Below are 21,352 nucleotides of genomic sequence, written 5' to 3'. Positions count from 1 at the left end.
GCCGGCGGCCCCGCCAGGCCGCCACGGCAACCCGGCTGCTGCTGGCCGCCGTCGCAGCGGTGCTGCTCGCCGTCGTCGTCCTCTGGCTGGGCGCCGCCCTGGCCGGAACCCCCGCGCACGCCGCCCCCGTCCCGGTGCCCGCGCCCACCCCGCCCGCGGCCCCCGCCGAACCGGGCAACGGCAACGTGAGCATCAACATCAACGGCCTGGACGGCCAGCCCTCCACCGCCGTGGTCACCCTGATCGGCATCACCCTGCTGTCCGTGGCGCCGGCGCTGCTGCTGATGATGACGTCCTTCACCAAGATCTTCGTGGTGCTGGCCATGACCCGGAACGCCCTGTCGCTGCCGTCCATCCCGCCCAACCAGGTGCTTGCCGGGCTGGCCCTGTTCCTGTCCCTGTTCATCATGTGGCCGGTGATCCAGGACATCAACACCGCCGCGGTGCAGCCGTACCTGAACGGCAGCATCGACTTCGGCGGGGCCGTGTCCGCCGGTGCCGCGCCGCTGCAGCGGTTCATGCTGGGCCACACCCGGCAGGAGGACATCGCCCTGATGACGCGGGCGGCCAAGATGGCCAACCCGGCCAACCCGGAATCGGTGCCGCTGCAGACCCTCATCCCGGCGTTCATGATTTCCGAGCTGCGGGCGGCGTTCATCATCGGGTTCGTCATCTTCATCCCGTTTCTGGTGATCGACCTGGTGGTCTCCGCCGCCCTGATGTCCATGGGCATGATGATGCTGCCGCCGGTGATGATCTCGCTGCCGTTCAAGATCCTGCTGTTCATCCTGGTGGACGGCTGGGGACTGGTCATCACCTCCCTGATCCAGAGCTACGGCTGATGGATACCAACGCCGTCCTGGACATCTGCCTCCAGGCCATGATCGTGGCGGCCAAGCTCTCCGCACCCGTGCTGGTCACCGCGCTGGTGGTGGGCCTGGCCATCTCGCTGCTGCAGTCCATCACCCAGCTGCAGGAAGCCACCTTGTCCTTCGTGCCCAAGGCCGTGGCCGTGGCCATCGCCCTGGTGGTGTGCGCGCACTGGATGATCACCGAGATGGTCTCGTTCACCAACGAGCTTTTCGCCCGCCTGCCCGGGTTGATCGGGGGAACGTGAACATCCCCGTCGACCAGGGCTGGCTGGAAGTGATGCTGCTGGCCTCCGTCCGGATGGTCGCGTTCCTGGTGGTGGCCCCGCCGTTCGCGCACCAGGCCATCCCGGCGCAGGTCAAGGCCATGCTGGGCATCGGGCTGGGCCTTGCCGTGTCAGGGCGCCTGGCGGCCGGGTATGTGCCCCTGGATACGGCGGGGTTCCTCACCGCGATCGTCCTGGAGCTGGCCACCGGCCTGGCCCTGGGGTTCCTGGTGTACCTGGTGTTCGCCGCCGTCCAGTCCGCGGGCAGCCTGATCGACCTCTCCAGCGGATTCCAGATGGCCCAGGCGTTCGATCCCCAGATGATGGTCAACGGCGCCCAGTTCACCCGGCTCCTGCAGATGGCGGCGCTGGCCCTGCTGTTCGCCTCGGACGGCTACCAGCTGGTGATTGGCGGCCTGACCGGCAGCTTCACGGCGTTCCCCCTGGCCGGCGGGATCGACCTCGCCCGGCCCGCCCAGGCAATGGTCCAGGCCGTCACCGGGATGTTCCTGTGCGCGGTGCAGATCGCCGGGCCGCTGATGGTGGTGCTGCTGCTGGCCGACGTCGGCCTGGGCCTGCTGACCCGCGTGGCGCCGGCCCTGAACGCGTTCGCGCTGGGTTTCCCGCTGAAGATCCTGCTCACCCTGGCCCTGGCGGGTTTCCTGTTCCTGGGGCTGCCGCGGATCGTGGCCGTCCTGGCGGGGCAGGCCGTCAACTCGCTGATGGGGGTGGGCTGAATGGCGGACTCGCAGGAGCGCACCGAGCAGGCCACGGACAAGCGGATGCGCGAGGTCCGGTCCAAGGGCCAGCTCAGCCGCTCGCAGGACCTCACCGCCTGGCTGGGTGTCGGTGCCGGCGCCGTGATGCTGCCGGCCACCATCGACCGGGCCGCCAACGCCGCCGTGGACCAGGTGTTCAGCATCCGTTCCGTGATGGAAAGCCCGGACCTCGGCAAGGCCCTGCACGCCTTGGAACTGGGGCTGGGCTCGCTGGCCGGCATCCTGGGGCCTCTGCTGCTGGTGGTGTTCCTGGTGGTGCTGGCCGGATCCGCCGTGCAGGGCGGGGTGCATTTCAAGAAGTTCCGCCCCGAGTTCGGCCATTTCAACCTGCTCAGCGGGCTCAAGCGGCTCTTCGGGATGCAGGCCGTGTGGGGCGGGCTGAAGGCGCTCCTGAAGGCGGCCGTCGTCGGCGTCGTCCTCTATTTCGTGGTCCAGCGCCTCATCCCGGTGCTGCTCACCGCCGGCGGGCTGCCGGTGTCCGGGGTGATCGCCGCGGCCACGGACGGCATCGGCTCCCTGGTGCAGTTCGCCGTGGCGGCGGGCCTGGTGCTGGCGGCCGCGGACGTGCTGGTGGTGATGCGCCGCAACCGCAAGAAGACCCGGATGTCCAAGAAGGAAGTCACGGACGAGAACAAGAACACCGAGGGCGACCCCCTGGTCCGCTCGCACCGGCGTTCCCGGCAGCTGGCCATGAGCCGGAACCGCATGATCGCCGCCATCGCCGACGCCGACGTGGTGCTGGTCAACCCCACGCACGTGGCCGTGGCGTTGAAGTACGACGCCGGCACGTCGGCTCCGCGGGTGGTGGCCAAGGGGGCGGGGGTCATCGCCACCCGGATCAGGGCCGAGGCGGAGGCCAAGGAGGTGCCCATGGTGCAGGACATCCCGCTGGCCCGGGCGCTGCATTCGGCCTGCGGGCTCGGCCAGGAGATCCCGTTGGAGCTGTACCGGGCGGTGGCCGGGGTGCTGGCGTTCGTGATGTCCCTCAAAGCCCGCGGCGCCGCCCGCGGGATGCACCGGATGGCGGAAGTGCCATGACCGCCGCGCTGCTTGAACCTGACCGCCGTGAAAGGACCTCCGCATGAAGAAGCCGCTTGGCCCGTTGGCCGTTCCGGTGGGGATCGTGGGCATCGTGCTGCTGCTCGTGGTCCCCGTTCCGGCGCCGCTGCTGGATGTCCTGATTGTCTGCAACATCCTGCTGGCGCTGCTGGTGCTGCTGACCAGCATGTTCGTCAAGAAGCCGCTGGACTTTTCGGTGTTCCCCTCGCTGCTGCTGGTGGCAACCCTGTTCCGGCTGGGCATCAATGTGGCCTCAACCCGGCTGGTGCTGGGGCAGGGGTACGCGGGGCAGGTGATCGAGGCGTTTGGCCATGTCACGGTGGGCGGGTCCATGATCATTGGCGCGGTGGTGTTCCTGATCCTGGTGGTCATCCAGTTCGTGGTGGTCACCAAGGGCGCCGAGCGCGTGGCGGAGGTGGGTGCCAGGTTCACCCTGGACGCCATGCCCGGCAAGCAGATGGCCATCGACGCGGACCTGAACGCCGGCCTCATCACGGACGCGCAGGCCCGCAGCCGCCGCGCGGACGTCTCGGCGGAGGCGGACTTCTACGGCGCCATGGATGGTGCGTCCAAGTTCGTCAAGGGCGATGCGATCGCGGGCATCATCATTATCATCATCAACTTCATCGGCGGCATTGCCATCGGGGTGCTGCAACGCGGCATGAACGTGGGGGATGCGCTGGGTACCTTCGGGCTGCTGACCATGGGCGATGGCCTGGTCACGCAGATCCCCGCGCTACTCATGGCCGTGTCCACCGGCATGATCGTCACCCGGTCCAACGCCGAGGAGGACATGGGCCGCACCGCGTCCTCCCAGCTGATGCAGTCGCCCACGGCCATGATGATCGCCGGGCTGGCCGCGGCCGCCATGGCTTTCATCCCGGGCATGCCCATCCTGCCGTTCCTGCTGGTGGCCGCGCTGCTGCTGTTCGGTTCGCGGCGGCTGGCCGCAGACCAGAAGGCCCGGGCTGACGTGGCGGCGGCGGAGGAAGCCTCGCTGCTGCCGGAGGAGGACCCGAACGAGCGGCTGCTCGAGGACATGCGGGTCCACCCGGTGGAGATCCTGCTGGCCCCGGACCTGGTGGACATCGTCTCCGGCGCCTCGGATGACCTGCTGGCCCGGGTGCGTTCCCTGCGGCACAAGATCGCCATGGACCTGGGGCTGGTGATCCCGCCGGTCCGCACCCGGGACAGCGTGGAGCTGCCGCCGGCCACCTACGTGATCCGGATTGCCGGGGTGCAGGCCGGCCGCGGCACCGCACCGGCCGGGCGGATGCTGGCCCTGGGCGACTTCCTGGACGCCCTGCCCGGCGCCTCCACCGTGGAACCCGTGTTCGGGCTGGCCGGCAAGTGGATCCCGTCCGAGATGCGGCACAGCGCGGAAATGACCGGCGCCACCGTGATCGACCGCGTCTCGGTGCTGGTGACGCACCTGTCCTCGATCGTCACGGCCAACGCGGCGCGGCTGCTCTCCCGGGAGGATGTCCGGGTGCTCACCGAAGGTGTCCGGAAGCTGAGCCCGGCGGCCGTGGAGGAACTCACCCCGGGGCTGCTGTCCCTGGCGGAGATCCAGCGGGTGCTGCAGGGCCTGCTGGAGGAACAGGTCCGCATCAACGACCTCCCGCGCATCTACGAGGCCCTGGCGCTGCGGGCGAAAGCTTCCACTGATCCCGAGGCGCTGATCGAGGCGGCCCGGCAGTCGCTGGGCCCGGCGCTCGCCGCGAAGTTCCTGGACGGCGGAGTGCTGCACGTGATCATGATCGATCCGCTGCTGGAGCAGTCCATGCTGGAGGACCTCCGCCCGGGGGAGGGCGGCACGCAGATCGTCATGAACCAGGCCCGGCTCGACGCCGTGCTGGGCTCGGTCAAGCAGTCCATGGAATCCGCCGCGGCGGCCGGTCGCCAGCCGGTGCTGGTGTGCGCTCCGGCGCTGCGGCCGGCGGTGCGGCGGCTGGTGGCAGGGCCCGACGGCGGCGTGCAGGTTTTGTCCTACCGCGAGGTGACAGCCGCGAACGTGGGCATCGAGACGATGGGGGTGGTGCGGCATGCCGAAGCAATTCAGGCTTAAGGGGTCCTCGCTGGAGGCCATCCGGGACAAGGCCGTGGCCCAGTACGGCGCCGGCGCCCGGATTGTCGCGGCCGAGAAAGTGACCAACCCCGGGTTCGGCGGGTTGTTCGCCAAGGACCGGTTCGAGGCCACGGTGGAGGTGCCGGACGGTGCAGCTTCCGCTGGTGTTGGCGCGTCTGTGCAGGCGCCTTTGGCAACCGCGACGCCGGCACCGGGCACGGCTGCCAACGCCCACGCCGGACTCCGGCGCCCCGCTATTGCCGCCCTGCTGGAGCAGGCGGACCAGAGCGAGCTGCGGCTCCACGGCCGGGGTGGCGGGCTTGGCGCTGCTTCAGGTTCTCCGCACGTCCCGTCCGCTGCCGCGCAAGCCGTGGAGCCCGTGGAGCCCGTGGAGCCCGTGCCGGTTTCGACGGCGCGGGCCGACTTCGCCGGACTGTTGGCGCAGCTGGGTGCCGACTACGGCAAGCCGCTTGCCGCCGTCGAACCTTCCCTGGCGCTTCCCGCAGGTGCTCCGGGTGAGGCCGTTGGCCAGGCAAAGACCCGTCCGAAAGCTCCGGCACCGCTCACCGGTGCCGGGGACCTGGTGCTGCTGCTGGGGCTTGGCGACGACGCCCTGGGCCCGGCCCTGGAGATGTCCCTGGCCGCGGGGGGCTGCGATGTCCGGACCAGCGGCAAGCTGACCGCGTTCGGCCACCTGCACGTGGCGGACCGCCAGGGCGCGACGGCGGCGCGGGCCTCGGCCGTGGCCACCGGGCAGGCGGTGCTGCTGGCGTTCGGGCTGGGCAGCCCGCGCGACGTCGCAGGCCACGCAGCCGTGATCGCAAGCCTCGGCGCTGACCAGGCCTGGGTGGTGGCGGACGCCCGCCGGAAAACCGACGATACCGCTGCCTGGCTGACGGCACTGCGGAACCTGACCGCTGTGGACGCGCTCGCCGTCGTGGGTTCGCAGGACACCCTGACCCCGGGAACAGTGCACGGTTTGGGGCTGCCCGTCGGTTGGCTGGACGGCAGAAAGGTAGATTGAGTACATGTTGGTTCTGACGCGCAAGCCGGGCGAGAAAATCATGATCGGGGATGACATTGTCATCACCGTCATGGAGGGGCGCGGCGACGGCGTGCGGATCGGGATCGAAGCCCCCCGCGGCGTGACCATCCAGCGCAGCGAGGTGGTGGAAGCCATCGCCGCAGCAAACGTCGCAGCAGCGCAGGCGGGCCCGGAAACCGAAGAGCTCCTGAAGGCGTTCCTCCCGCCCGCGGACTGACGCTTCCGCCGGGGTTGGGTCCCTGGCACGTGCGGCGGAAAGCCTTACGCCGAGAGGACCGGGCGCGTGATGCCGCCGTGGGTGGCGGCGCCCATTTGGGCCATGTAGTCGTTCCGGCGGCGGGCGTTGATTCGTGACTCCGGCGCGTGGGTGGTGCCGGGGTCGTCGGCGTAGTGCGCCGCCAGGCCGTCGCGCATCAGCCGGATGGCTTCTGCACGCTGCTGGGAGACGGCGGCGTGGGTGGATCCGAGTTCGGCGGCAAGCTCCTTGACGGTGCGGCCGGCGAGGTAGATCTCTTCCACCACGTAGCGCATCTTGGCGGGCAACGCCGTGACGGCAGCGCGAAGGTACTTGACGCGTTCATCCGCCAGCACTGCGTGTTCGGGGGACGCCGTTTCCGCAGCGAACGTTTCCACAATGACGTCGTCCAGCGGGGTGAGGGTCCGGGCGGCGTCGGCCAGGGCGGCTTCCACCACGCTTCGCTCCACTCCGAGGGATGACGCCATCTCCGACACCGTGGGGTTCCGGCCCAGGAGCCCGCGCAGGGTTTCCTCCACGGCCATGGTTTCCTTGATGCGTTTGCGGGCCGAGCGTGTGGCCCAGTCCTGGGAGCGCATCTCGTCCGCGAAGGCACCGATGATACGACGGCGGGCGAAGGCTCCGAAGGGAACGCCCAGGGCGGGATCGAAGGACTCCGCGGACGTGATCAGCGCGATGGACCCCACCGACGCGAGGTCGTCACGCGACAAATGGGAGGCTTTGGCGCACACCTCGGAAACCAAATAACCCACTAAGGGGAGGTGCTGGAGGACCAGCTCGTTGCGGTGTTCGCGATCCAAAAAAAGTCCCCCCACGAGACTGTAGTGATGGTGCTGCCGCGCAGCACTGAGCGAAGACTATCACCTCAAAGCGACCCATTACGTGTACTGTCATGCAAAAGACGGCGCGGATTTCGCATCTCCGCGGCGGCAGAACTCCATAGTGATTGGGGAACCATTGGGGGCAGATGGACTTTCCGCGACGTTGTGGCGCGAAAGACGGCAACTCGAGCTGTTGAATTTCCGCTTGGAAACGCAGCTCCTGCACCTGGGCACGGGCAAAACCCAATGGTTAACGTTCACATCCGCGGACCTGGAAGCCGTCCTGGAGAAGCTCCGCTTCGAGACCCTCGCCCGCAATGTCGAGGCCGCCGCGGTCGCCGCAGAGTGGGGCGTTCCCGGCGAACCGGACCTTCAGCGCCTGGCTGCAGCGGCGCCCGAAGGGATTTGGGGCGAACTCCTGCTGGACCACCGGCGCGACATGTCCCTGCTGCTCCAGCACATCCAGTCCGCGATAGAGGCAAACCGGGAGGCGCTGAAGTCCGCGCTGGAGGGCGTGGCCCGGGACCTGGATGCGGTCGCGTCGTCCCCCGAGCCGGCCGACGAACTCTCGATCCTGGCCCGGCAGGCCAACGCGGCGCACGCCCTGGCCGTGGTGGAAAATTGCGGGCAGCCGCTGGTGGCTGAGTTCCTGGGCGCCACCGAGTAGGAGCCCGGCGCAGGGCATTGCGGCCGGTCACGGCGCGGGGCTACGTTGTGGCGATGGAGCGCAAGGCAACACCGGGCGACATCGATGCCATCTGCAGGGGCCTTCCCGAGGTTGTGCTGGGGACCTCCTGGGGCGACCGTCCAACCTACAAAGTGCCGCAGGGACCCAAGGGCCGGGGCTTCGTGCTGTACCGGGCCCCGCACAAGACGGCGATTAATCCTGAATCGGGCGAGCCGTACCAGGACCTGCTGGTCATCGTGGTCCCGGACGATGCCGCGAAGTCAGCCCTGGTGGAGGACCCGTCGCTGCCGTTCTTCGCCGGCCGTTGACGCACGACGCCGGCCCGCGACGTGCCCCATGACGCCCCGTTAGCTGGGTGGGCCTCAGCCACAAGGAGCCGCCGCACACTGTCAGGCCGCCAGGTGGAAGGTGTCCGCAAAGCGGCGGAGGAGGTCTCCCGGCCCGCTCAGCACCCGGACCACGCCGCTTTCGATCGCGCGGTCTGGTGCCATGTCGCCGGAGATGAGCAGCCGGATGTCCGGCCCGGTGGAAAAGGCGAGGTCCGCCGCGCCGTCACCGCGAATGACGTCGAGGCTCGGTCCCTGGACCCTGATCAAAAGGTCGGCGGAACCAAAGTGGGCCGCATAGGCCGTGGCAGGAAGGGCGGCCGCCACATCCGGCCGGAACGCGGTGCGCAGGTCCATGGTCATCGAGTCGGGGCTGATGATCTGGTCCTCGCGTGGATCGCCCATGGCCTTGAAGCCCCAGGCGCCCAGCGCGAGGACCACCGGTTCGAGTTCCCGTCCGTACGGCGTGAGCTCGTAGACGATGACCCGCGAGCGTGGCGCACGGCGGATCACGCCGGCCGCCTGCAGTTCCTTGAGCCGCGCGGCCAGGATATTGCTCGGGATCCGTGGCAGGCCCTCGGCGAGCTCACCGTAGCGGCGCGGCCCTACGAGCAGGTCGCGGACGATCAGCAGGGCCCACCGTTCGCCGACGATCTCCATGGCCCGCGTGATGCCCGAGTACTGTCCGTAGTCGCGTGCGGCCATGAACCTCAGGCCTGCTGGTTCATGAAGGCTTCCGGGCCCTGTTCGGCGGCAGCGGCTTCCATGTAGCCAAACTCAAGGATGTTGCCGTCCGGGTCCGTCAGCTGGCGCTGGTACATGAAGCCGTAATCGGAAGCGGGCTGGGCCTCGGTCCCGCCTGCTGCCAGGCCACTGGCAACGCTGGCGTCCACTGCATCCCGGCTCTCCAGGAAGATTGCGGTGGTGGCCGATACGGTCGCGGACGGGTCGCCGATGGGCCGGTCGCTGAAGGTCTGGAAGTACTCGCGGACCAGGAGCATGAAATAGCTGTGGTCTTCCTCCACCACCACGCATGCGGCGTTGTGGTCAGTGAACAGCGGGTTGATGGTGAAACCCACCGCCGTATAGAACGCCTTGGCGCGCTCCAGGTCGGTCACCGGCAGGTTTACGAACATTGCGGTCATCACAGTCTCATTTCCCAAGATGGAGTGGATAACCACGATACTTGCAAAAAACAAGTGAGGGGTCAATACCCAGACTGCATGCTTCCAATCCGTTCGTTCAGCCCGCCCTTCAGTCCCGCGCCAGCGGCAGTGCAAGCCTCATGGTCGTGCCGTCGGGTCCGGTCCGCTGTACGTCCACGGTGCCGCCGGCTGCGGTGGCGATGTCGCGGACCAGGGCCAGGCCTATGCCAAAGCTGCGCCTGCCCCCGGCTCCGTCCAACCCCGGGGCGCGGACGAACCGGTCAAAGATCCGCTCGGGGTCCACCCCGGTGATCCCGGATCCGGTGTCTGCCACCAGGACCACGGCCCTGGATCCCTCGATATTGGTGCTGATGGTGATGCTTCCGCCGGAGGGGGTGTGGGCCAGGGCGTTATCGGCCAGGGCCAGGATGGCGCGCCGCAGCGAGCCGGGATCTGCGCGCACCCACGCCATGCCGGCCCCGGAGAAGTCCAGCCGGACGCCCTGTTGGCCGGCCAGGCCCTGGAGGCTTTCGGCGGCGGACCGGGCAACCGCCGCGACGTCCACCGGCTCCGGGACAACGTCCCCGGACGCGCCGGCGGATCCGCCGGTGGAGCCGGTCGCCGCCAACAGGAGTTCGTTGACGATGCGCGTCAGCGTGGCCGTGTCCTCCCGGATCTTCGCCAACGCCTGCGCCGGCTCGGACCCGGGCTCGGCCTTGCGCTGCGCCAGCTGGATGCGGGTATCAAGGATCGCCAGCGGGGTGCGGAGTTCATGGCTGGCGTCCTGGACGAAGCGCCGTTGCCTGGCCAGGGCCTCGCCCAGCGGCCGGATGGCACTGCGGGCGCTGATCCAGCCCACCACACCGGCCAGCACGATGCCCCCCAGCCCGGCCAGGATCATGCCCTCGATCAGGTCCTTCGAATCCAGGTAGGTGTAGGCCTTGCCGGCGGTGGAACCGGGCGGCGTGGGATGGGCCAGCTTGTTCATCAGGAACAAGGTGGCGGCGGTAAGCAGCACCAGCACCAGGACGGCCACGCCGGCGCTGATCCGCAGTGCCACCTTCAGCGACGCGCGGCGGAGGATGTCCTGGTCCGCGTCCCCGGAACCGGAGTGGGACACGCCGGTGGAGCCAGGGCCGGAGGAGCCAACACCGGAAGAGTAAGAGGTCATGAGGGGTCGCCGATCTGGTAGCCCACGCCGTGGACGGTGCGGATGACGGTCCGGGAGATCTTTCGGCGCAGGTGGTGGACGTAGGTGTCGATGACGCCGGGCTGGTCCGTGGACTGGAAATGCGCGGCGAGCAGGTCGTCGCGGGTGAACACCCTGCCGGGTTCGGCGGCCAGCGCCGCCAGGAGTTCGGCTTCCTTGGCGGTCAGCGTCACCACCTCGCCGTAGGCGGAACGGACAGAGCGCGACGCCGGATCGAAGTCCCAGCTGCCGATGCCCACCGGCCCCGCGGGCGGAGCGAAGGTGCGCGTCAGTGCGCGCAGCCGCGCCGCCAGCTCGCCGGCGTCGAACGGTTTGGTCATGTAGTCGTTGGCGCCGGTGTCCAGCCCGCGGACCTTCTCGTCCGTCTCGCCCAGCGCGGTGAGGATCAGGATGGGGGTGGCGATGCCTTTGGCCCGGAGCGCCGCGATGACGGCCAGTCCGTCCATGACGGGCAGGCCGCGGTCAATCACCATCACGTCCCAGGGCTGCGTCAGCCCCAGGTGCAGGGCTTCCTGGCCGGTGGCGGTGAGCCGGATCCGGTAGTCCGGCTCCAGCAGTTCCGCGATCATTGGTCCCAGCGCGGGATCGTCCTCGGCGAGCAGCAGGGAAGGCCGGTCCGCGGTGGTCATGCGGCCTATTCTTCCGTGAAAGCGTCCTGCCGAGCGCTGGTGCCCACCGTGTCGAGGTGCGGCGCGGCACCCGCCGAAGCGTCGTCGTCGTGCTCTGCGGACGGCTCTGCGGCGGCACGGCGGTTGGCGCGGCGGCGCTTGAGGTATTCCACGGCCCAGGGAACAACGGAGACCAGGACCATGAGCACGGCGATGACGTCGATGTTCTTGGCGATGATTTCGTAATGCCCAAGCCACGTCCCCAGCAGGGTCACGGATGTGGCCCAGGCGGCGGCGCCCACGATGTTCCACAGCGTGAAGGATTTATACCCGTAGCGGGCGGTACCGGCGGTCAGCGGGGCGAACGTCCTGATGATGGGGACGAAGCGGGCCAGGACCACGGCCGCGCCGCCATGCCGGCGGAAGAAGTCCTCGGTGGCGGTGAGGTGGGCGGTTTTCAGGACCTTGGCGTCGTCCTTGAACCAGCGCCGGCCGAACCGCCGGCCCAGCAGGTAGCCCACCTGGTCGCCGGCGATCGCGGCCGCCGTGATCACGCCGATGAGGACGGGAAGGGCCAGCTGCAGCTGCTGGTGCAGGAGCCCGGCGGTGAAGAGCAGCGAATCACCGGGCAGGAACGGGAACAGGACGCCGGATTCGATGAAGACCATCCCGGCGATGACGCCGAGGGCTGCCGGTCCCAGGCCGCCGAGCAGGCCTGCGGGGTCCAGCAGGGAGGGTGATCCCGCGGTGGCCATGGCGGAGACCACGTCAGGGGTGAGCAGGGTGTGCATGGGGGTCCCTTAGCGTCGGCCGGACGGGGTGGTGAGCGCGGCGGGCAGGCGGTCGAAGAGCCGGGGAGCGTAGCGGTTCCAGAGCCCGGCGAGCAGCACGAAGGCGGCGCTCGCGGCCAGGAACGAGGCCGCCACGTCGGTGGGGTAGTGCACGCCGACGTACAGTCGGGACCATGCGACGGTTACGGCCACGACGGCGCCGGCAGCGGCCACCAGCTTGGACCAGCGGGTGCCCCGGGCCAGGAAGTACAGGGCGAAGGCCAGGGCGACGGCAAAGCTGACGTGGCCGCTGGGGAAGCTGTTGGATCCGGTCTCCGGCGAGAGGGGATCGAACAGCAGGGCCGGGTTGGGGCGCTGCCGGGCAACGATCAGCTTGAAGACTTCGCTGGCAACCCAGCCCGAGCACGCCACCACGCCGAAGGCAACAGCCGTGGCCAGGTCGCGGCGTACCAGCAGCACCACCACGGCGATGACGGCGATCAGGCCCAGGCCCGCCACCGGGCCGAACAGGAAGTTGATGCCCATCGCGACGGCGGTCAGCACGGCAACGTGGTGCGTGCTGAGGTCCTGGTCCACGTGCAGTTCGGCGGCGGTGTCGCCGGGCAGGAGCTGCACCGTGAAACCGAGGACGACGACGGCGGCGCACAGCAGCGCGCCCAGCAGCAGCCAGTGCCGGGCCTGGGGGAGCACGGGGAACCGGGTGCGTGCCCCGGCGGTGGGGCGGGGGCCGGGTGTTGTCTTGTGGGCTCGGGCTGGTCCGTTCACGAATCCTCCGGGATGGTCCTGCGGCGGACAGGGTTCTGTCCGTGGTCTCTGTTTCGATCCTTCCCCAGGGTTCCTAAGAAAGGCTTAAGAAACGTGGCCGCCGCAGGGCCGCCGAAGGCGCCCGTCAGGTCATGGGCCGGCCGAGATCGCGGTGAGGAGCGCTGCTCCGTCGGGGCTGCCGAGGCCGGTGCACGGGTCCCAGCCGGCGGCGGCCTTGTAGGTGCCGTTGTTTCCGGCGGTAATGTCGCGGAAGGCCGCCTTGTTGCGGTACAGCAGCGGCTGGATCTGCCCGAAGGTGCGGCTGGTGGACTCCGCCAGGAGGGCGATGAGTGCCGCCCAGAGCGGTGCCACGGCGCTGGTCCCGCCAATGACCATGTCCGTGCCGTCCACCCGCACTTTGTAGCCGGTCTGGGGGTCCGCCACTGCGCTGACGTCCGGCACTCCGCGGCCTTTCGTCCCTGTGGGGTGGTGGCCGCCGTGGTGCGCGGACTGGCCTGACTGCCAGGCGGGGACGGGGAAGGTGTCGCTGTAGCCGCCGCCGGTGGCTGAGTGCGGGCCGTCGTTCCACACAGTCTCGGACGTGATGGTTCCCGTGGCGGGGTCCGCGTCGAGGCGGGTTCCGCCGCAGGCCAGCGCGTGGGGGCTGGAGGCGGGGAAATCGGCGTGGTCTTTGCCGTCGGTGGCGCCGTCTGCGCTGCCGTTGTCCCCGGCGGCGGCGGTGACGGTCACGCCGAGTGCCGTGGCGTCGGCCAGGGCCTGGTCGAAGGCTGTCCGGGCCTGGGCGGTCCAGTCGTCCTCGCTTTGGCCCCAGCTGATGCTGATGGACGTGGGTGCCGGGGCGGCGTGGGAGGCGTTGATGATGGCGTCGAGGAATCCGGCGTCGGTGTTGGGCGCGAAGTAGACCGGGATGTCCGCCTGGGGCACCAGGGCGCCCACCACTTCGATGTCCAGGAGGACTTCGCCGTCCGCGCCCGTGGGGTCCTGTCCGGGATGGTTCGCGGCGCCGTCGACCCCCACTGCCCGCACCGTGGGCCCGGTGATGCCCAGTTCGGCGAAGTAGGCGTCCAGGTCGGATTGGGCGAAGCCGCCGCCGAGTTCGATGATGGCCACGGTCTGGCCGGCGCCGCCGCCGCCCGCGGGGAAGTTGTAGATCCGGGCGAGCTCGGGCGGTGTGTAGCTGGTCCCGGATGCCGCCCGCGGAATGGCGTGGAACTGGGCGCGCGCCTGGGGCCGGTCATCAAGGCCCAGTACCGCCGTGACAACGCCGTCCAGTTCCGCGGGGATCTCCAGCCCGCCGGTCCTGTGCCGGTGGGTGACATCGTGGCCGTGCGGACCGCTGCTGGTGACTTCCTCCAGGCTGGTGCCGAAGATCCGGCTCAGCACCTCCACCGTCCCGGCGAGTCGGATGCGGCGGGAGGCGGCGTCGGCCTCGACCACGTCGGCGCCGAGCCGGGTGAAGGTCTCGGTGGCAAGGCTCAGGTCAGCGTCGGAGGCTCCGTGGCGGGCTGCCAGTTCCTCGCGGGTCAGGGGCTGGGCGGGCTCGGTGGAGGCCTCCGGCAGCGGTTCCTGGCGGCGCAGGATCACGGTGACCTCGATCCTGTGCGCGGGATTGGCAGGACCCAGGGTGTTTTGGATCCGTGCCGCCGCGGGGCGTTCTGAGCCGGGAAGGGGGACACGGCTCTCTGCGTGCTCGGGGGTGGGGTTGGTGTGCTCAGACATTGGATGGCTCCGTTCATGGTCGGGCAAGGCCAATTGTGCTCCGCGCCACTGACAATGAACAGGGAACATTGGTCCCTCCGGAGCGGCCGGCGACGCACCAGTTCCCCTCCGCCGCGCAAATTCCGTTGCGCGCCAGTTATGTGGGTGCGTGGAGAACCGCGGCAGCGCACGACGGCGGGCCCGGCCCCGGGAAGCCAGCGCACGACGGCGGCACGCGCCACGCGCAAAAGGTGAGCGGGCGTTGGGGGCGGAACGGTCGAAGGTGAGCGCGCGTCGGTGGAAGGGCGCTTGAAGGTGAGCGGGCGTCGGTGGGAAAGCTGTCGAAGGTGAGCGCGCGTCGGTGGAAGGGCGCTTGAAGGTGAGCGCGCGTTGGGGGGAGAGCGGTCGAAGGTGAGCGGGGGGAGGGGTGCACGCTTGACGAGTTCCGCCGCGCCCGCATATCCTGAACGAACGGTCGGTAAATAATTCCGGACGTCCCAGTAGGTCTTTGCATAGGAGCAACCATGGCAGCGCAGAACTTGCAGTCAGTGCCGGCTGAGCTAACCCAAGAAGCGGACGCCGCGGGGGAGGCCCACTTTGATCGCATCATCGCCGAGGACTCCCGGATCGAGCCCCGTGACTGGATGCCGGCGGCCTACCGCAAGACCCTCCTGCGCCAGATCTCCCAGCACGCCCACTCCGAGATCATCGGCATGCAGCCGGAGGCCAACTGGATCTCCCGCGCCCCCAGCCTGAAGCGCAAGGCCATCCTCATGGCCAAGGTCCAGGACGAGGCCGGCCACGGGCTCTACCTCTACAGCGCCGCCGAGACCCTAGGCCAGTCCCGGGACAAGATGATGGACGACCTCATCGCCGGCAAGGCCCGCTACTCCAGCATCTTCAACTACCCGGCCCTGACCTGGGCGGACATGGGCGCCATCGGCTGGCTGGTGGACGGCGCAGCCATCTGCAACCAGGTCCCGCTGTGCCGCGCCTCGTACGGCCCCTACGGCCGCGCCATGGTCCGCATCTGCAAGGAAGAGTCCTTCCACCAGCGCCAGGGCTTTGAGATCCTCCTGGAACTCTCCAACGGCACGCCCGCGCAGAAGCAGATGGCCCAGGACGCCGTGAACCGCTGGTACGCCCCGGCCCTGATGATGTTCGGCCCGCCGGACGACGATTCCCCCAACTCCAAGCAGTCCATGGCCTGGAACATCAAGCGGTTCAGCAATGACGAGCTCCGCAGCCGCTTCGTGGGCATGATGGTGGAGCAGGTCCGGGTCCTGGGCCTCACCCTCCCCGATGACCAGGTCCGCTTCAACGAGGACACCAAGAAGTGGGAGCACGGCCCGCTGGACTGGCACGAGTTCCAGGAAGTCCTGGCCGGCCGCGGTCCCTGCAACGCCCAGCGCCTCGAGCGGCGGAGGGCAGCGCACGACGACGGCGCCTGGGTCCGTGAAGCAGCCGCCGCGTATGCGGACAAGCAGCGAGCAAAACAGCAGGCAAAAGAGTCGATGAAGACGAAGGAACACGCAGCATGAGCCCCATGGCCCCCCACGGCAACCCGGAAACCCCGGCCAGCTCCGCCACCGAGATCAACCGCGAAGCCCCCAAAGCATCACCAGCGCCGCAGGAGCACCACGACCGCGGTGCCTGGGGCCTCTGGGAGGTTTTCGTCCGCTCCAGCCGCGGCCTGAGCCACGTCCACGCCGGGTCCCTGCACGCACCGGATGCCGCCATGGCCCTCCGCAACGCCCGCGACCTCTACACCCGCCGGAACGAGGGCGTGTCCATCTGGGTGGTCCCGGCAGACGCCATCGCTGCCAGCGATCCCGATTCCAAGGGCTCCTTCTTCGAGTCCCCGCAGGGCAAGGATTACCGGCACGCCACGTACTACACCAAGAGCGAAGGGGTAAAGCACCTGTGAGCACCCACGAAAACACGGGCCACGGCGACATCTCCACCGGCGTGGCCGGCGGCGACTCCAACGCATCGGCAACACGCATCACCCCCGGCAACGCCCTGCGCCCGGAGGACATCGCCCTGGAGGTAAAGACCGGCCTGGTCAAGCCCAGCGGGGACGTCGCCGAGTACGCCCTGAGGCTGGGCGATGACGCCCTGATCCTCGCCCAGCGGCTGGGCCACTGGATCTCGCGCGCCCCGGAGCTGGAGGAGGACATCGCCCTGGGCAACATCGCCCTGGACCAGCTGGGCCACGCCCGCAGCTTCCTCACCTACGCCGGCGCCGGCATGCCCAAAGAGGACGGTACGGCCACGTCTGAGGATGAGCTGGCCTACTTCCGCCGCGAGCACGAGTTCCGGAGTGTCCAGCTGTTCGAGCAGCCCAACGGGGATTTCGCGGCAACCATCGCCCGCCAGTTCGTGGTGAGCTATTACCAGTACGAGCTCTACCGCCGGCTCACCGAATCCACGGACGCCACCCTGGCAGCCATTGCCGCCAAGGCCGTGAAGGAAGTGGATTACCACCGGGACCACAGCAGCCAGTGGGTGCTGCGCCTGGCCGGCGGCACCGAGGAATCCCGCAAGCGGATGATCCACGGCCTGCGCCTCATGTGGCCGTACGTCAACGAACTGTTCCAGGACGATGACCTGACGCAGCGCCTCGCTGAGGCGGGTGCCGCCGTCGCACCTTCCAGCCTTAGAGGCGACTTTGACCGCCTGGTCACCGCCGTCCTCACCGAGGCCGAACTGGAGGTGCCGGACGTGCCCGCAGCCCCGGGCGGCGGCCGGCACGGCAAGCACTCGGAGCACCTGGGCTACATCCTCGCGGAGATGCAGGTGTTGGCCCGCGAGCACCCCGGGGCCAGCTGGTGACTGCCATGTACATCTCGGACTTCGAAACCCGGACGCAGACGCCCCGGCAAAAGGCATGGGACATCGCCGCCACGGTGGTGGACCCGGAGATCCCGGTGCTCACCATCGCGGACCTGGGGATTTTGCGGAAGGTCGACGCCGGCACGGACGGAAGCGTCACGGTCACCATCACGCCCACGTACTCGGGCTGCCCGGCCATGGACGCCATCCGGGACGACCTCTACACGGCCTTCAAGAAGGAGGGCTACTGGGACGTGCACGTGGACCTGGTCCTGGCCCCGGCGTGGACCACTGACTGGATGACGGAGGCCGGCAAGCAGAAGCTGCAGGAGTACGGCATCGCCCCGCCCAGTGGCCACTCCAAGGCGGGCGGACACTCCGGCCCCATCCGGCTGAGCCTGGCGGTGAAGTGCCCGCAGTGCAACAGCCTGAACACCAAGGAACTCACCCGCTTCGGTTCCACGTCCTGCAAGGCGCTGTATGTGTGCCAGGACTGCAAGGAACCGTTCGACTACTTCAAAGTCCTGTAAGGAACCCCCATGCCTGTTGTCCGCCAGACCGCCGCCGAAGAGGCTGAGGTGACCGGCCGCCGTCGTCCGTCCTTCCACACCCTCACCGTGCAGGAGGTGCGCCGGCTCACCGAGGACGCCATCGAGGTCAGCTTCCACGTCCCCGCGGAGCTCGCCGGCAAGTTCGACTACCTGCCCGGCCAGTACGTTGCCCTGCGCACCACGCTGCCGGACGAGGACGGCGAGCCGAAGGAAATCCGCCGCAGCTACTCCATCTGCGCCGAGCCGCGCAGCTTCGAGGACGGCACCAGCGAGATCCGGGTGGCCATCAAGAAGGACCTGGGCGGGCTGTTCTCCACCTGGGCCAACGCCGAGCTGAAGGCCGGGGACACCCTTGACGTGATGAGCCCCATGGGCGCGTTCGTGTCCAAGCACGGCCGCGACGGCGTGGCCGTGGAGCAGAACGTCATGAACTCCATGAACCACCCCGAAGACCTCGCGGGGGAGGCGGGGAACTTCGTGGCCATCGCCGCCGGGTCCGGGATCACCCCGGTGATCGCGATCGCCCGGACGCTGCTGGCCGCCAATCCGGAGACCCGGTTCGACCTGATCTACGCCAACAAGGCCGCCATGGACGTGATGTTCCTGGAGGAGCTGGCGGACCTGAAGGACAAGTACCCGCAGCGGCTGGCCATCCACCACGTGCTCTCGCGGGAGCAGCGGATCGCGCCGCTGCTCTCCGGCCGGATCGATGCGGAGAAGCTGCAGCAACTGCTGGGTACCGCCCTGCACGCGGACGATGTGGACGAGTGGTTCCTGTGCGGGCCGTTCGAGCTGGTGCAGCTGTGCCGGGACACCCTGGCCGAGCGCGGCGTGAAGCCGGAGAACGTCCGGTTCGAGCTGTTCACGTCCGGCAAGCCGGACCGCCCGGAAGGCCAGGCCGGCCGTCCCGTGGTGGTGGACGAGTCCAAGGAGACTTACAAAATCACGTTCAAGCTGGACGGCCTGCAGGGCGAGGTGGCAAGCCCCACGCACGCCCGCGAGTCCATCCTCAACGCGGCGCTGCGGGTCCGCCCGGACGTGCCGTTCGCGTGCGCTGGGGGAGTGTGCGGCACCTGCCGGGCCAAGGTGGTCACCGGCACCGTGACCATGGACGAGAACTACGCGCTGGAGCAGGACGAGCTGGACAAGGGCTACGTGCTCACCTGCCAAAGCCACCCCACCAGCAAGGAAGTCACAGTCGACTTCGACGTCTAATCCGTTTTCACTACAAGGAGCCCCATGATTTCCCTTTCCATCGGCATCGGCAACGGCATCGCAGAGGTCGTTCTGGACGCACCGCACAAGCTGAACTCGCTGGATGAGCAGGCGCTGCGGGATTTAACCCAGGCGTACGACGACGCTGCTGCCGCCGCCTCGCGCGGTGAGGTGCGGGCGCTGCTGCTGAGGGGAGAGGGCCGGGCCTTTTGCGCGGGCCGGGACATCGCCGGGGTCACCCCGGAGAGTGACGACGCCGCAGCGTATCTGGGTGGGCTGGTGGAGCCGTTGCTGAAGAAGATGGCCGCGTTCCCGGCGCCGACGTTCGCCGCGGCCCAAGGGGCGTGCCTGGGCGTGGGGCTGGGGCTGTTGCTGGCCACGGATGTGGTGTACGTGGCGGAGAACGCCAAGTTCGGCTCGCCCTTTGCCAAGCTGGGCGCCACGCTGGATTCGGGCGGGCACTGGTACTTCACGGAGCGGCTGGGCATGCACCGGACGCTGGACCTGATCTACACGGCGGACCTGATCTCGGGGGCCGAGGCGGTGGCGCAGGGCATGTTCAGCCGTGCCATGCCGGCGGCCGAGCTGCTGGACTCCACCAGGGCGATCGTTTCGCGCGTCGCTACCGGTGCCACGGGTGCGTTCGTTGCCTCGAAGGAGCTGGTGGCGCACATCCGCGACCAGCGTCTGGGCCTGTGGCAGGCCATGCAGGAGGAGAACGAGGAGCAGGCGCGCCTCTGCAAGACCGATGATTACGCGGAGGGTTTCCGGGCGTTCCAAGAGAAGCGCGAACCGCAATTCCGCGGTAATTGAGCTTGTCGAAATCGAGCTTGTCGAACCTCACCGAAACCCGGTCCACGAAATCATAATTGCCCGCCGCTCCATCAAATTTGTTAAGGTTCAGCTATGACTATGGGGAGAGCTATCACCAAAGCCGTCATTCCTGCTGCCGGATTGGGAACTCGCTTCCTGCCCGCCACCAAGGCAATGCCGAAGGAAATGTTGCCGGTGGTTGACCGCCCGGCCATCCAGTATGTGGTCGAGGAAGCGGTGGATGCCGGCCTCACTGACCTGCTGATGATCACGGGCCGCAACAAGCGTGCCCTGGAGGACCACTTCGACCGCGAGCCCGGCCTGGAGGCTGCGCTGGAGGCCAAGGGGGACAAGGACAAGCTGGGCATGGTGGAGTACGCCTCCAACCTGGGTCCCATCCACTACGTCCGCCAGGGTGAGGCCAAGGGCCTGGGCCACGCTGTGCTCTGCGCCCAGCAGCACGTAGGGGATGAGCCCTTCGCGGTGCTCCTGGGTGATGACCTCATCGATGAGGCTGAGAACCTGCTGGGCACCATGATGGAGGTGCAGCAGAAGACCGGCGGTTCGGTCATCGCCCTGATCGAGGTTGACCCCTCGCAGATCAGTGCCTACGGCTGTGCTGACATCTCGGTTGTTGAGGGCGAGGACTACGTCCGCGTCAACAGCCTGGTGGAGAAGCCGGCAGTCGCTGACGCACCGTCCAACCTGGCCGTGATCGGCCGCTACGTGCTGCACCACTCGGTGTTCGGCGTCCTGGAGAATACCGCTCCGGGCCGTGGCAATGAGATCCAGCTGACCGATGCCCTGCAGACCCTCGCCGCCGGCGAGGGCGAAGGTTCGGGCGTGTACGGCGTGGTCTTCAAGGGCCGCCGCTACGACACGGGCGACAAGCTGAGCTACCTCAAGGCCGTCATCACGCTGGCGTCCGAGCGCGTGGAGTTCGGCGAGGACCTGAAGACCTGGATGAAGGGCTTCGTCGGATAGCTCTGGCGTTCTATTGTTTTTGGGAGGCTCGTTGCCGGATGGCGGCGGGCCTCCCTTTTTGCATGGCCAGGAGTGCCACCAGGGCGCCGATGACAGCACCTGACGTGTTGGTCATGACATCTGACGGGCTAGCAAAGCGGCTGTGAAGAAACAAAAGCTGCCCCAGTTCAATGCAACCGGAAACGAGCATTCCAAAGGCGCCGATTTGCCACCATTTTTTGTTGGGAAATGCCAGGGCGGCAACAAATCCGACGGGAAGAAAGAGGCCAACGTTGGCGGAGCGTTCCACAAAGTCGTAGTTAAACCAGCGGGGAATGCCGTGGTGGTGGAGGAAATTCAACACGATGGCCAGTTGCCCTGAGACGGGCTGGTCTACGGGTGTCGGCCAGAAAGCGACGAGCGCCAACGGAACCACCATGGCCGCCAGGATGAGCTGCCACAGCCGGTGGTTGTTGAGGATTCTCAAATGGGCCTCAGGACGTCTGTAGAAGGGCAAAAGCGGCGGTGGCGAAGGCGCAGGCCGCGAGGAGAACGAGGAGGGCGTAGCCGAGCACCTGTGG

The 21,352-nt window shown here is 68.4% G+C and carries 25 protein-coding genes; 16 read left to right on the top strand and 9 right to left on the bottom strand.

The window, feature by feature from the left end:
- Positions 1–59: 59 nt before the first annotated feature.
- Genes fliP through csrA form a run of 7 tightly spaced genes read left to right on the top strand, consistent with a single transcriptional unit; the run spans position 60 to position 6,303 of the window.
- On the top strand, positions 60–842 hold the full coding sequence (fliP, locus tag DFO47_RS01950) for a flagellar type III secretion system pore protein FliP (protein WP_243835321.1): 783 nt from the start codon (positions 60–62) through the stop codon (positions 840–842).
- Complete coding sequence (gene fliQ / locus DFO47_RS01945) at positions 842–1,117, top strand: flagellar biosynthesis protein FliQ (protein ID WP_133830479.1); 276 nt, start codon at positions 842–844, stop codon at positions 1,115–1,117. The genes fliP and fliQ overlap by 1 nt, the downstream gene beginning before the upstream one ends.
- Entirely contained in the window at positions 1,114–1,872 is a 759-nt protein-coding gene (locus DFO47_RS01940) for a flagellar biosynthetic protein FliR (protein ID WP_133830478.1), read from the top strand. The genes fliQ and DFO47_RS01940 overlap by 4 nt, the downstream gene beginning before the upstream one ends.
- Positions 1,873–2,952 (top strand): EscU/YscU/HrcU family type III secretion system export apparatus switch protein, encoded by a 1,080-nt coding sequence (locus DFO47_RS01935; protein WP_133830477.1) that lies wholly within the window; start codon positions 1,873–1,875, stop codon positions 2,950–2,952. It abuts the gene before it with no gap.
- Positions 2,953–2,995: 43 nt separating this feature from the next.
- Complete coding sequence (locus DFO47_RS01930) at positions 2,996–5,041, top strand: flagellar biosynthesis protein FlhA (protein ID WP_133830476.1); 2,046 nt, start codon at positions 2,996–2,998, stop codon at positions 5,039–5,041.
- Positions 5,019–6,065, top strand: coding sequence for a hypothetical protein (locus DFO47_RS01925; RefSeq protein WP_133830475.1), 1,047 nt, complete (start codon positions 5,019–5,021; stop codon positions 6,063–6,065). Before DFO47_RS01930 ends, DFO47_RS01925 begins: the two co-directional genes overlap by 23 nt.
- A 4-nt stretch (positions 6,066–6,069) precedes the next feature.
- Positions 6,070–6,303 (top strand): carbon storage regulator CsrA, encoded by a 234-nt coding sequence (csrA, locus tag DFO47_RS01920; RefSeq protein ID WP_109045321.1) that lies wholly within the window; start codon positions 6,070–6,072, stop codon positions 6,301–6,303.
- A 44-nt stretch (positions 6,304–6,347) separates the two neighbouring features.
- Here csrA and DFO47_RS01915 read toward each other — a convergent pair whose 3' ends face one another.
- On the bottom strand, positions 6,348–7,142 hold the full coding sequence (locus DFO47_RS01915) for a sigma-70 family RNA polymerase sigma factor (RefSeq protein ID WP_109045322.1): 795 nt from the start codon (positions 7,140–7,142) through the stop codon (positions 6,348–6,350).
- A gap of 82 nt (positions 7,143–7,224) precedes the next feature.
- Here DFO47_RS01915 and flgN point away from each other — a divergent pair, with 82 nt between their 5' ends.
- Entirely contained in the window at positions 7,225–7,830 is a 606-nt protein-coding gene (flgN, locus tag DFO47_RS01910) for a flagellar export chaperone FlgN (protein WP_347876393.1), read from the top strand.
- 53 nt (positions 7,831–7,883) lie between these two features.
- A complete protein-coding gene (locus DFO47_RS01905) occupies positions 7,884–8,159 on the top strand; it encodes a hypothetical protein (protein WP_243835299.1) in 276 nt (91 codons plus the stop codon).
- 81 nt (positions 8,160–8,240) lie between these two features.
- Here the strand turns inward: DFO47_RS01905 and DFO47_RS01900 are convergent, their stop codons facing one another.
- The 7 genes from DFO47_RS01900 to DFO47_RS01870 form a co-directional block, all read right to left on the bottom strand.
- A complete protein-coding gene (locus tag DFO47_RS01900; protein ID WP_109045324.1) occupies positions 8,241–8,882 on the bottom strand; it encodes a winged helix-turn-helix transcriptional regulator in 642 nt (213 codons plus the stop codon).
- Positions 8,883–8,887: 5 nt separating this feature from the next.
- Positions 8,888–9,322 carry a VOC family protein gene (locus tag DFO47_RS01895; protein WP_018761641.1) on the bottom strand — a complete coding sequence of 145 codons (435 nt, stop codon included), beginning with the start codon at positions 9,320–9,322 and terminating at the stop codon, positions 8,888–8,890.
- 109 nt (positions 9,323–9,431) lie between these two features.
- Entirely contained in the window at positions 9,432–10,493 is a 1,062-nt protein-coding gene (locus DFO47_RS01890) for a HAMP domain-containing sensor histidine kinase (protein WP_133830473.1), read from the bottom strand.
- Entirely contained in the window at positions 10,490–11,161 is a 672-nt protein-coding gene (locus DFO47_RS01885) for a response regulator transcription factor (RefSeq protein WP_109045326.1), read from the bottom strand. The genes DFO47_RS01890 and DFO47_RS01885 overlap by 4 nt, the downstream gene beginning before the upstream one ends.
- A 5-nt stretch (positions 11,162–11,166) precedes the next feature.
- The gene (locus tag DFO47_RS01880; protein ID WP_133830472.1) at positions 11,167–11,931 is read right to left on the bottom strand and encodes a VTT domain-containing protein; all 765 of its coding nucleotides are present in this window, start codon (positions 11,929–11,931) and stop codon (positions 11,167–11,169) included.
- A gap of 9 nt (positions 11,932–11,940) precedes the next feature.
- Entirely contained in the window at positions 11,941–12,696 is a 756-nt protein-coding gene (locus DFO47_RS01875) for a phosphatase PAP2 family protein (protein WP_133830471.1), read from the bottom strand.
- A 129-nt stretch (positions 12,697–12,825) separates the two neighbouring features.
- On the bottom strand, positions 12,826–14,415 hold the full coding sequence (locus tag DFO47_RS01870; protein ID WP_133830470.1) for a S53 family peptidase: 1,590 nt from the start codon (positions 14,413–14,415) through the stop codon (positions 12,826–12,828).
- A 503-nt stretch (positions 14,416–14,918) separates the two neighbouring features.
- Between DFO47_RS01870 and paaA the strand changes: the two genes are divergently transcribed.
- The 7 genes from paaA to galU all read left to right on the top strand — a co-directional run bounded on the left by paaA (position 14,919) and on the right by galU (position 20,792).
- Positions 14,919–15,935 carry a 1,2-phenylacetyl-CoA epoxidase subunit PaaA gene (paaA, locus tag DFO47_RS01865; protein ID WP_133830469.1) on the top strand — a complete coding sequence of 339 codons (1,017 nt, stop codon included), beginning with the start codon at positions 14,919–14,921 and terminating at the stop codon, positions 15,933–15,935.
- 5 nt (positions 15,936–15,940) lie between these two features.
- A complete protein-coding gene (gene paaB / locus DFO47_RS01860) occupies positions 15,941–16,321 on the top strand; it encodes a 1,2-phenylacetyl-CoA epoxidase subunit PaaB (RefSeq protein WP_133830660.1) in 381 nt (126 codons plus the stop codon).
- Complete coding sequence (gene paaC / locus DFO47_RS01855; protein ID WP_133830468.1) at positions 16,318–17,229, top strand: 1,2-phenylacetyl-CoA epoxidase subunit PaaC; 912 nt, start codon at positions 16,318–16,320, stop codon at positions 17,227–17,229. Before paaB ends, paaC begins: the two co-directional genes overlap by 4 nt.
- A gap of 5 nt (positions 17,230–17,234) precedes the next feature.
- On the top strand, positions 17,235–17,759 hold the full coding sequence (gene paaD / locus DFO47_RS01850; protein WP_133830661.1) for a 1,2-phenylacetyl-CoA epoxidase subunit PaaD: 525 nt from the start codon (positions 17,235–17,237) through the stop codon (positions 17,757–17,759).
- A 9-nt stretch (positions 17,760–17,768) separates the two neighbouring features.
- Complete coding sequence (paaE, locus tag DFO47_RS01845; protein ID WP_133830467.1) at positions 17,769–18,995, top strand: 1,2-phenylacetyl-CoA epoxidase subunit PaaE; 1,227 nt, start codon at positions 17,769–17,771, stop codon at positions 18,993–18,995.
- A 24-nt stretch (positions 18,996–19,019) separates the two neighbouring features.
- Positions 19,020–19,808 (top strand): enoyl-CoA hydratase-related protein, encoded by a 789-nt coding sequence (locus DFO47_RS01840; protein WP_133830466.1) that lies wholly within the window; start codon positions 19,020–19,022, stop codon positions 19,806–19,808.
- Between the two features lie 93 nt (positions 19,809–19,901).
- Positions 19,902–20,792, top strand: coding sequence for a UTP--glucose-1-phosphate uridylyltransferase GalU (gene galU, locus DFO47_RS01835; RefSeq protein WP_026264556.1), 891 nt, complete (start codon positions 19,902–19,904; stop codon positions 20,790–20,792).
- 10 nt (positions 20,793–20,802) lie between these two features.
- Here the strand turns inward: galU and DFO47_RS01830 are convergent, their stop codons facing one another.
- Positions 20,803–21,258 carry a VanZ family protein gene (locus DFO47_RS01830; RefSeq protein ID WP_133830465.1) on the bottom strand — a complete coding sequence of 152 codons (456 nt, stop codon included), beginning with the start codon at positions 21,256–21,258 and terminating at the stop codon, positions 20,803–20,805.
- Between the last annotated feature and the right edge of the window lie 94 nt (positions 21,259–21,352).

The organism is Arthrobacter sp. AG258 (genome assembly GCF_004364695.1).
In the GTDB taxonomy this organism is placed as follows: domain Bacteria; phylum Actinomycetota; class Actinomycetes; order Actinomycetales; family Micrococcaceae; genus Arthrobacter.
This window is presented reverse-complemented; position numbering and strand designations above follow the sequence as displayed.

Bases quoted from the DNA above. Each gene is read 5' to 3' on its own strand.
- DFO47_RS01880 (WP_133830472.1), bottom strand. From the start codon at position 11,931: ATGCACACCCTGCTCACCCCTGACGTGGTCTCCGCCATGGCCACCGCG.
- DFO47_RS01930 (WP_133830476.1), top strand. From the start codon at position 2,996: ATGAAGAAGCCGCTTGGCCCGTTGGCCGTTCCGGTGGGGATCGTGGGC.
- DFO47_RS01895 (WP_018761641.1), bottom strand. From the start codon at position 9,322: ATGACCGCAATGTTCGTAAACCTGCCGGTGACCGACCTGGAGCGCGCC.
- paaE (WP_133830467.1), top strand. From the start codon at position 17,769: ATGCCTGTTGTCCGCCAGACCGCCGCCGAAGAGGCTGAGGTGACCGGC.
- DFO47_RS01840 (WP_133830466.1), top strand. From the start codon at position 19,020: ATGATTTCCCTTTCCATCGGCATCGGCAACGGCATCGCAGAGGTCGTT.
- DFO47_RS01870 (WP_133830470.1), bottom strand. From the start codon at position 14,415: ATGTCTGAGCACACCAACCCCACCCCCGAGCACGCAGAGAGCCGTGTC.
- paaD (WP_133830661.1), top strand. From the start codon at position 17,235: ATGTACATCTCGGACTTCGAAACCCGGACGCAGACGCCCCGGCAAAAG.
- paaB (WP_133830660.1), top strand. From the start codon at position 15,941: ATGGCCCCCCACGGCAACCCGGAAACCCCGGCCAGCTCCGCCACCGAG.
- csrA (WP_109045321.1), top strand. From the start codon at position 6,070: ATGTTGGTTCTGACGCGCAAGCCGGGCGAGAAAATCATGATCGGGGAT.
- DFO47_RS01935 (WP_133830477.1), top strand. From the start codon at position 1,873: ATGGCGGACTCGCAGGAGCGCACCGAGCAGGCCACGGACAAGCGGATG.
- fliQ (WP_133830479.1), top strand. From the start codon at position 842: ATGGATACCAACGCCGTCCTGGACATCTGCCTCCAGGCCATGATCGTG.
- DFO47_RS01900 (WP_109045324.1), bottom strand. From the start codon at position 8,882: ATGGCCGCACGCGACTACGGACAGTACTCGGGCATCACGCGGGCCATG.
- DFO47_RS01885 (WP_109045326.1), bottom strand. From the start codon at position 11,161: ATGACCACCGCGGACCGGCCTTCCCTGCTGCTCGCCGAGGACGATCCC.
- galU (WP_026264556.1), top strand. From the start codon at position 19,902: ATGACTATGGGGAGAGCTATCACCAAAGCCGTCATTCCTGCTGCCGGA.
- DFO47_RS01925 (WP_133830475.1), top strand. From the start codon at position 5,019: ATGCCGAAGCAATTCAGGCTTAAGGGGTCCTCGCTGGAGGCCATCCGG.
- DFO47_RS01905 (WP_243835299.1), top strand. From the start codon at position 7,884: ATGGAGCGCAAGGCAACACCGGGCGACATCGATGCCATCTGCAGGGGC.
- paaA (WP_133830469.1), top strand. From the start codon at position 14,919: ATGGCAGCGCAGAACTTGCAGTCAGTGCCGGCTGAGCTAACCCAAGAA.
- DFO47_RS01890 (WP_133830473.1), bottom strand. From the start codon at position 10,493: ATGACCTCTTACTCTTCCGGTGTTGGCTCCTCCGGCCCTGGCTCCACC.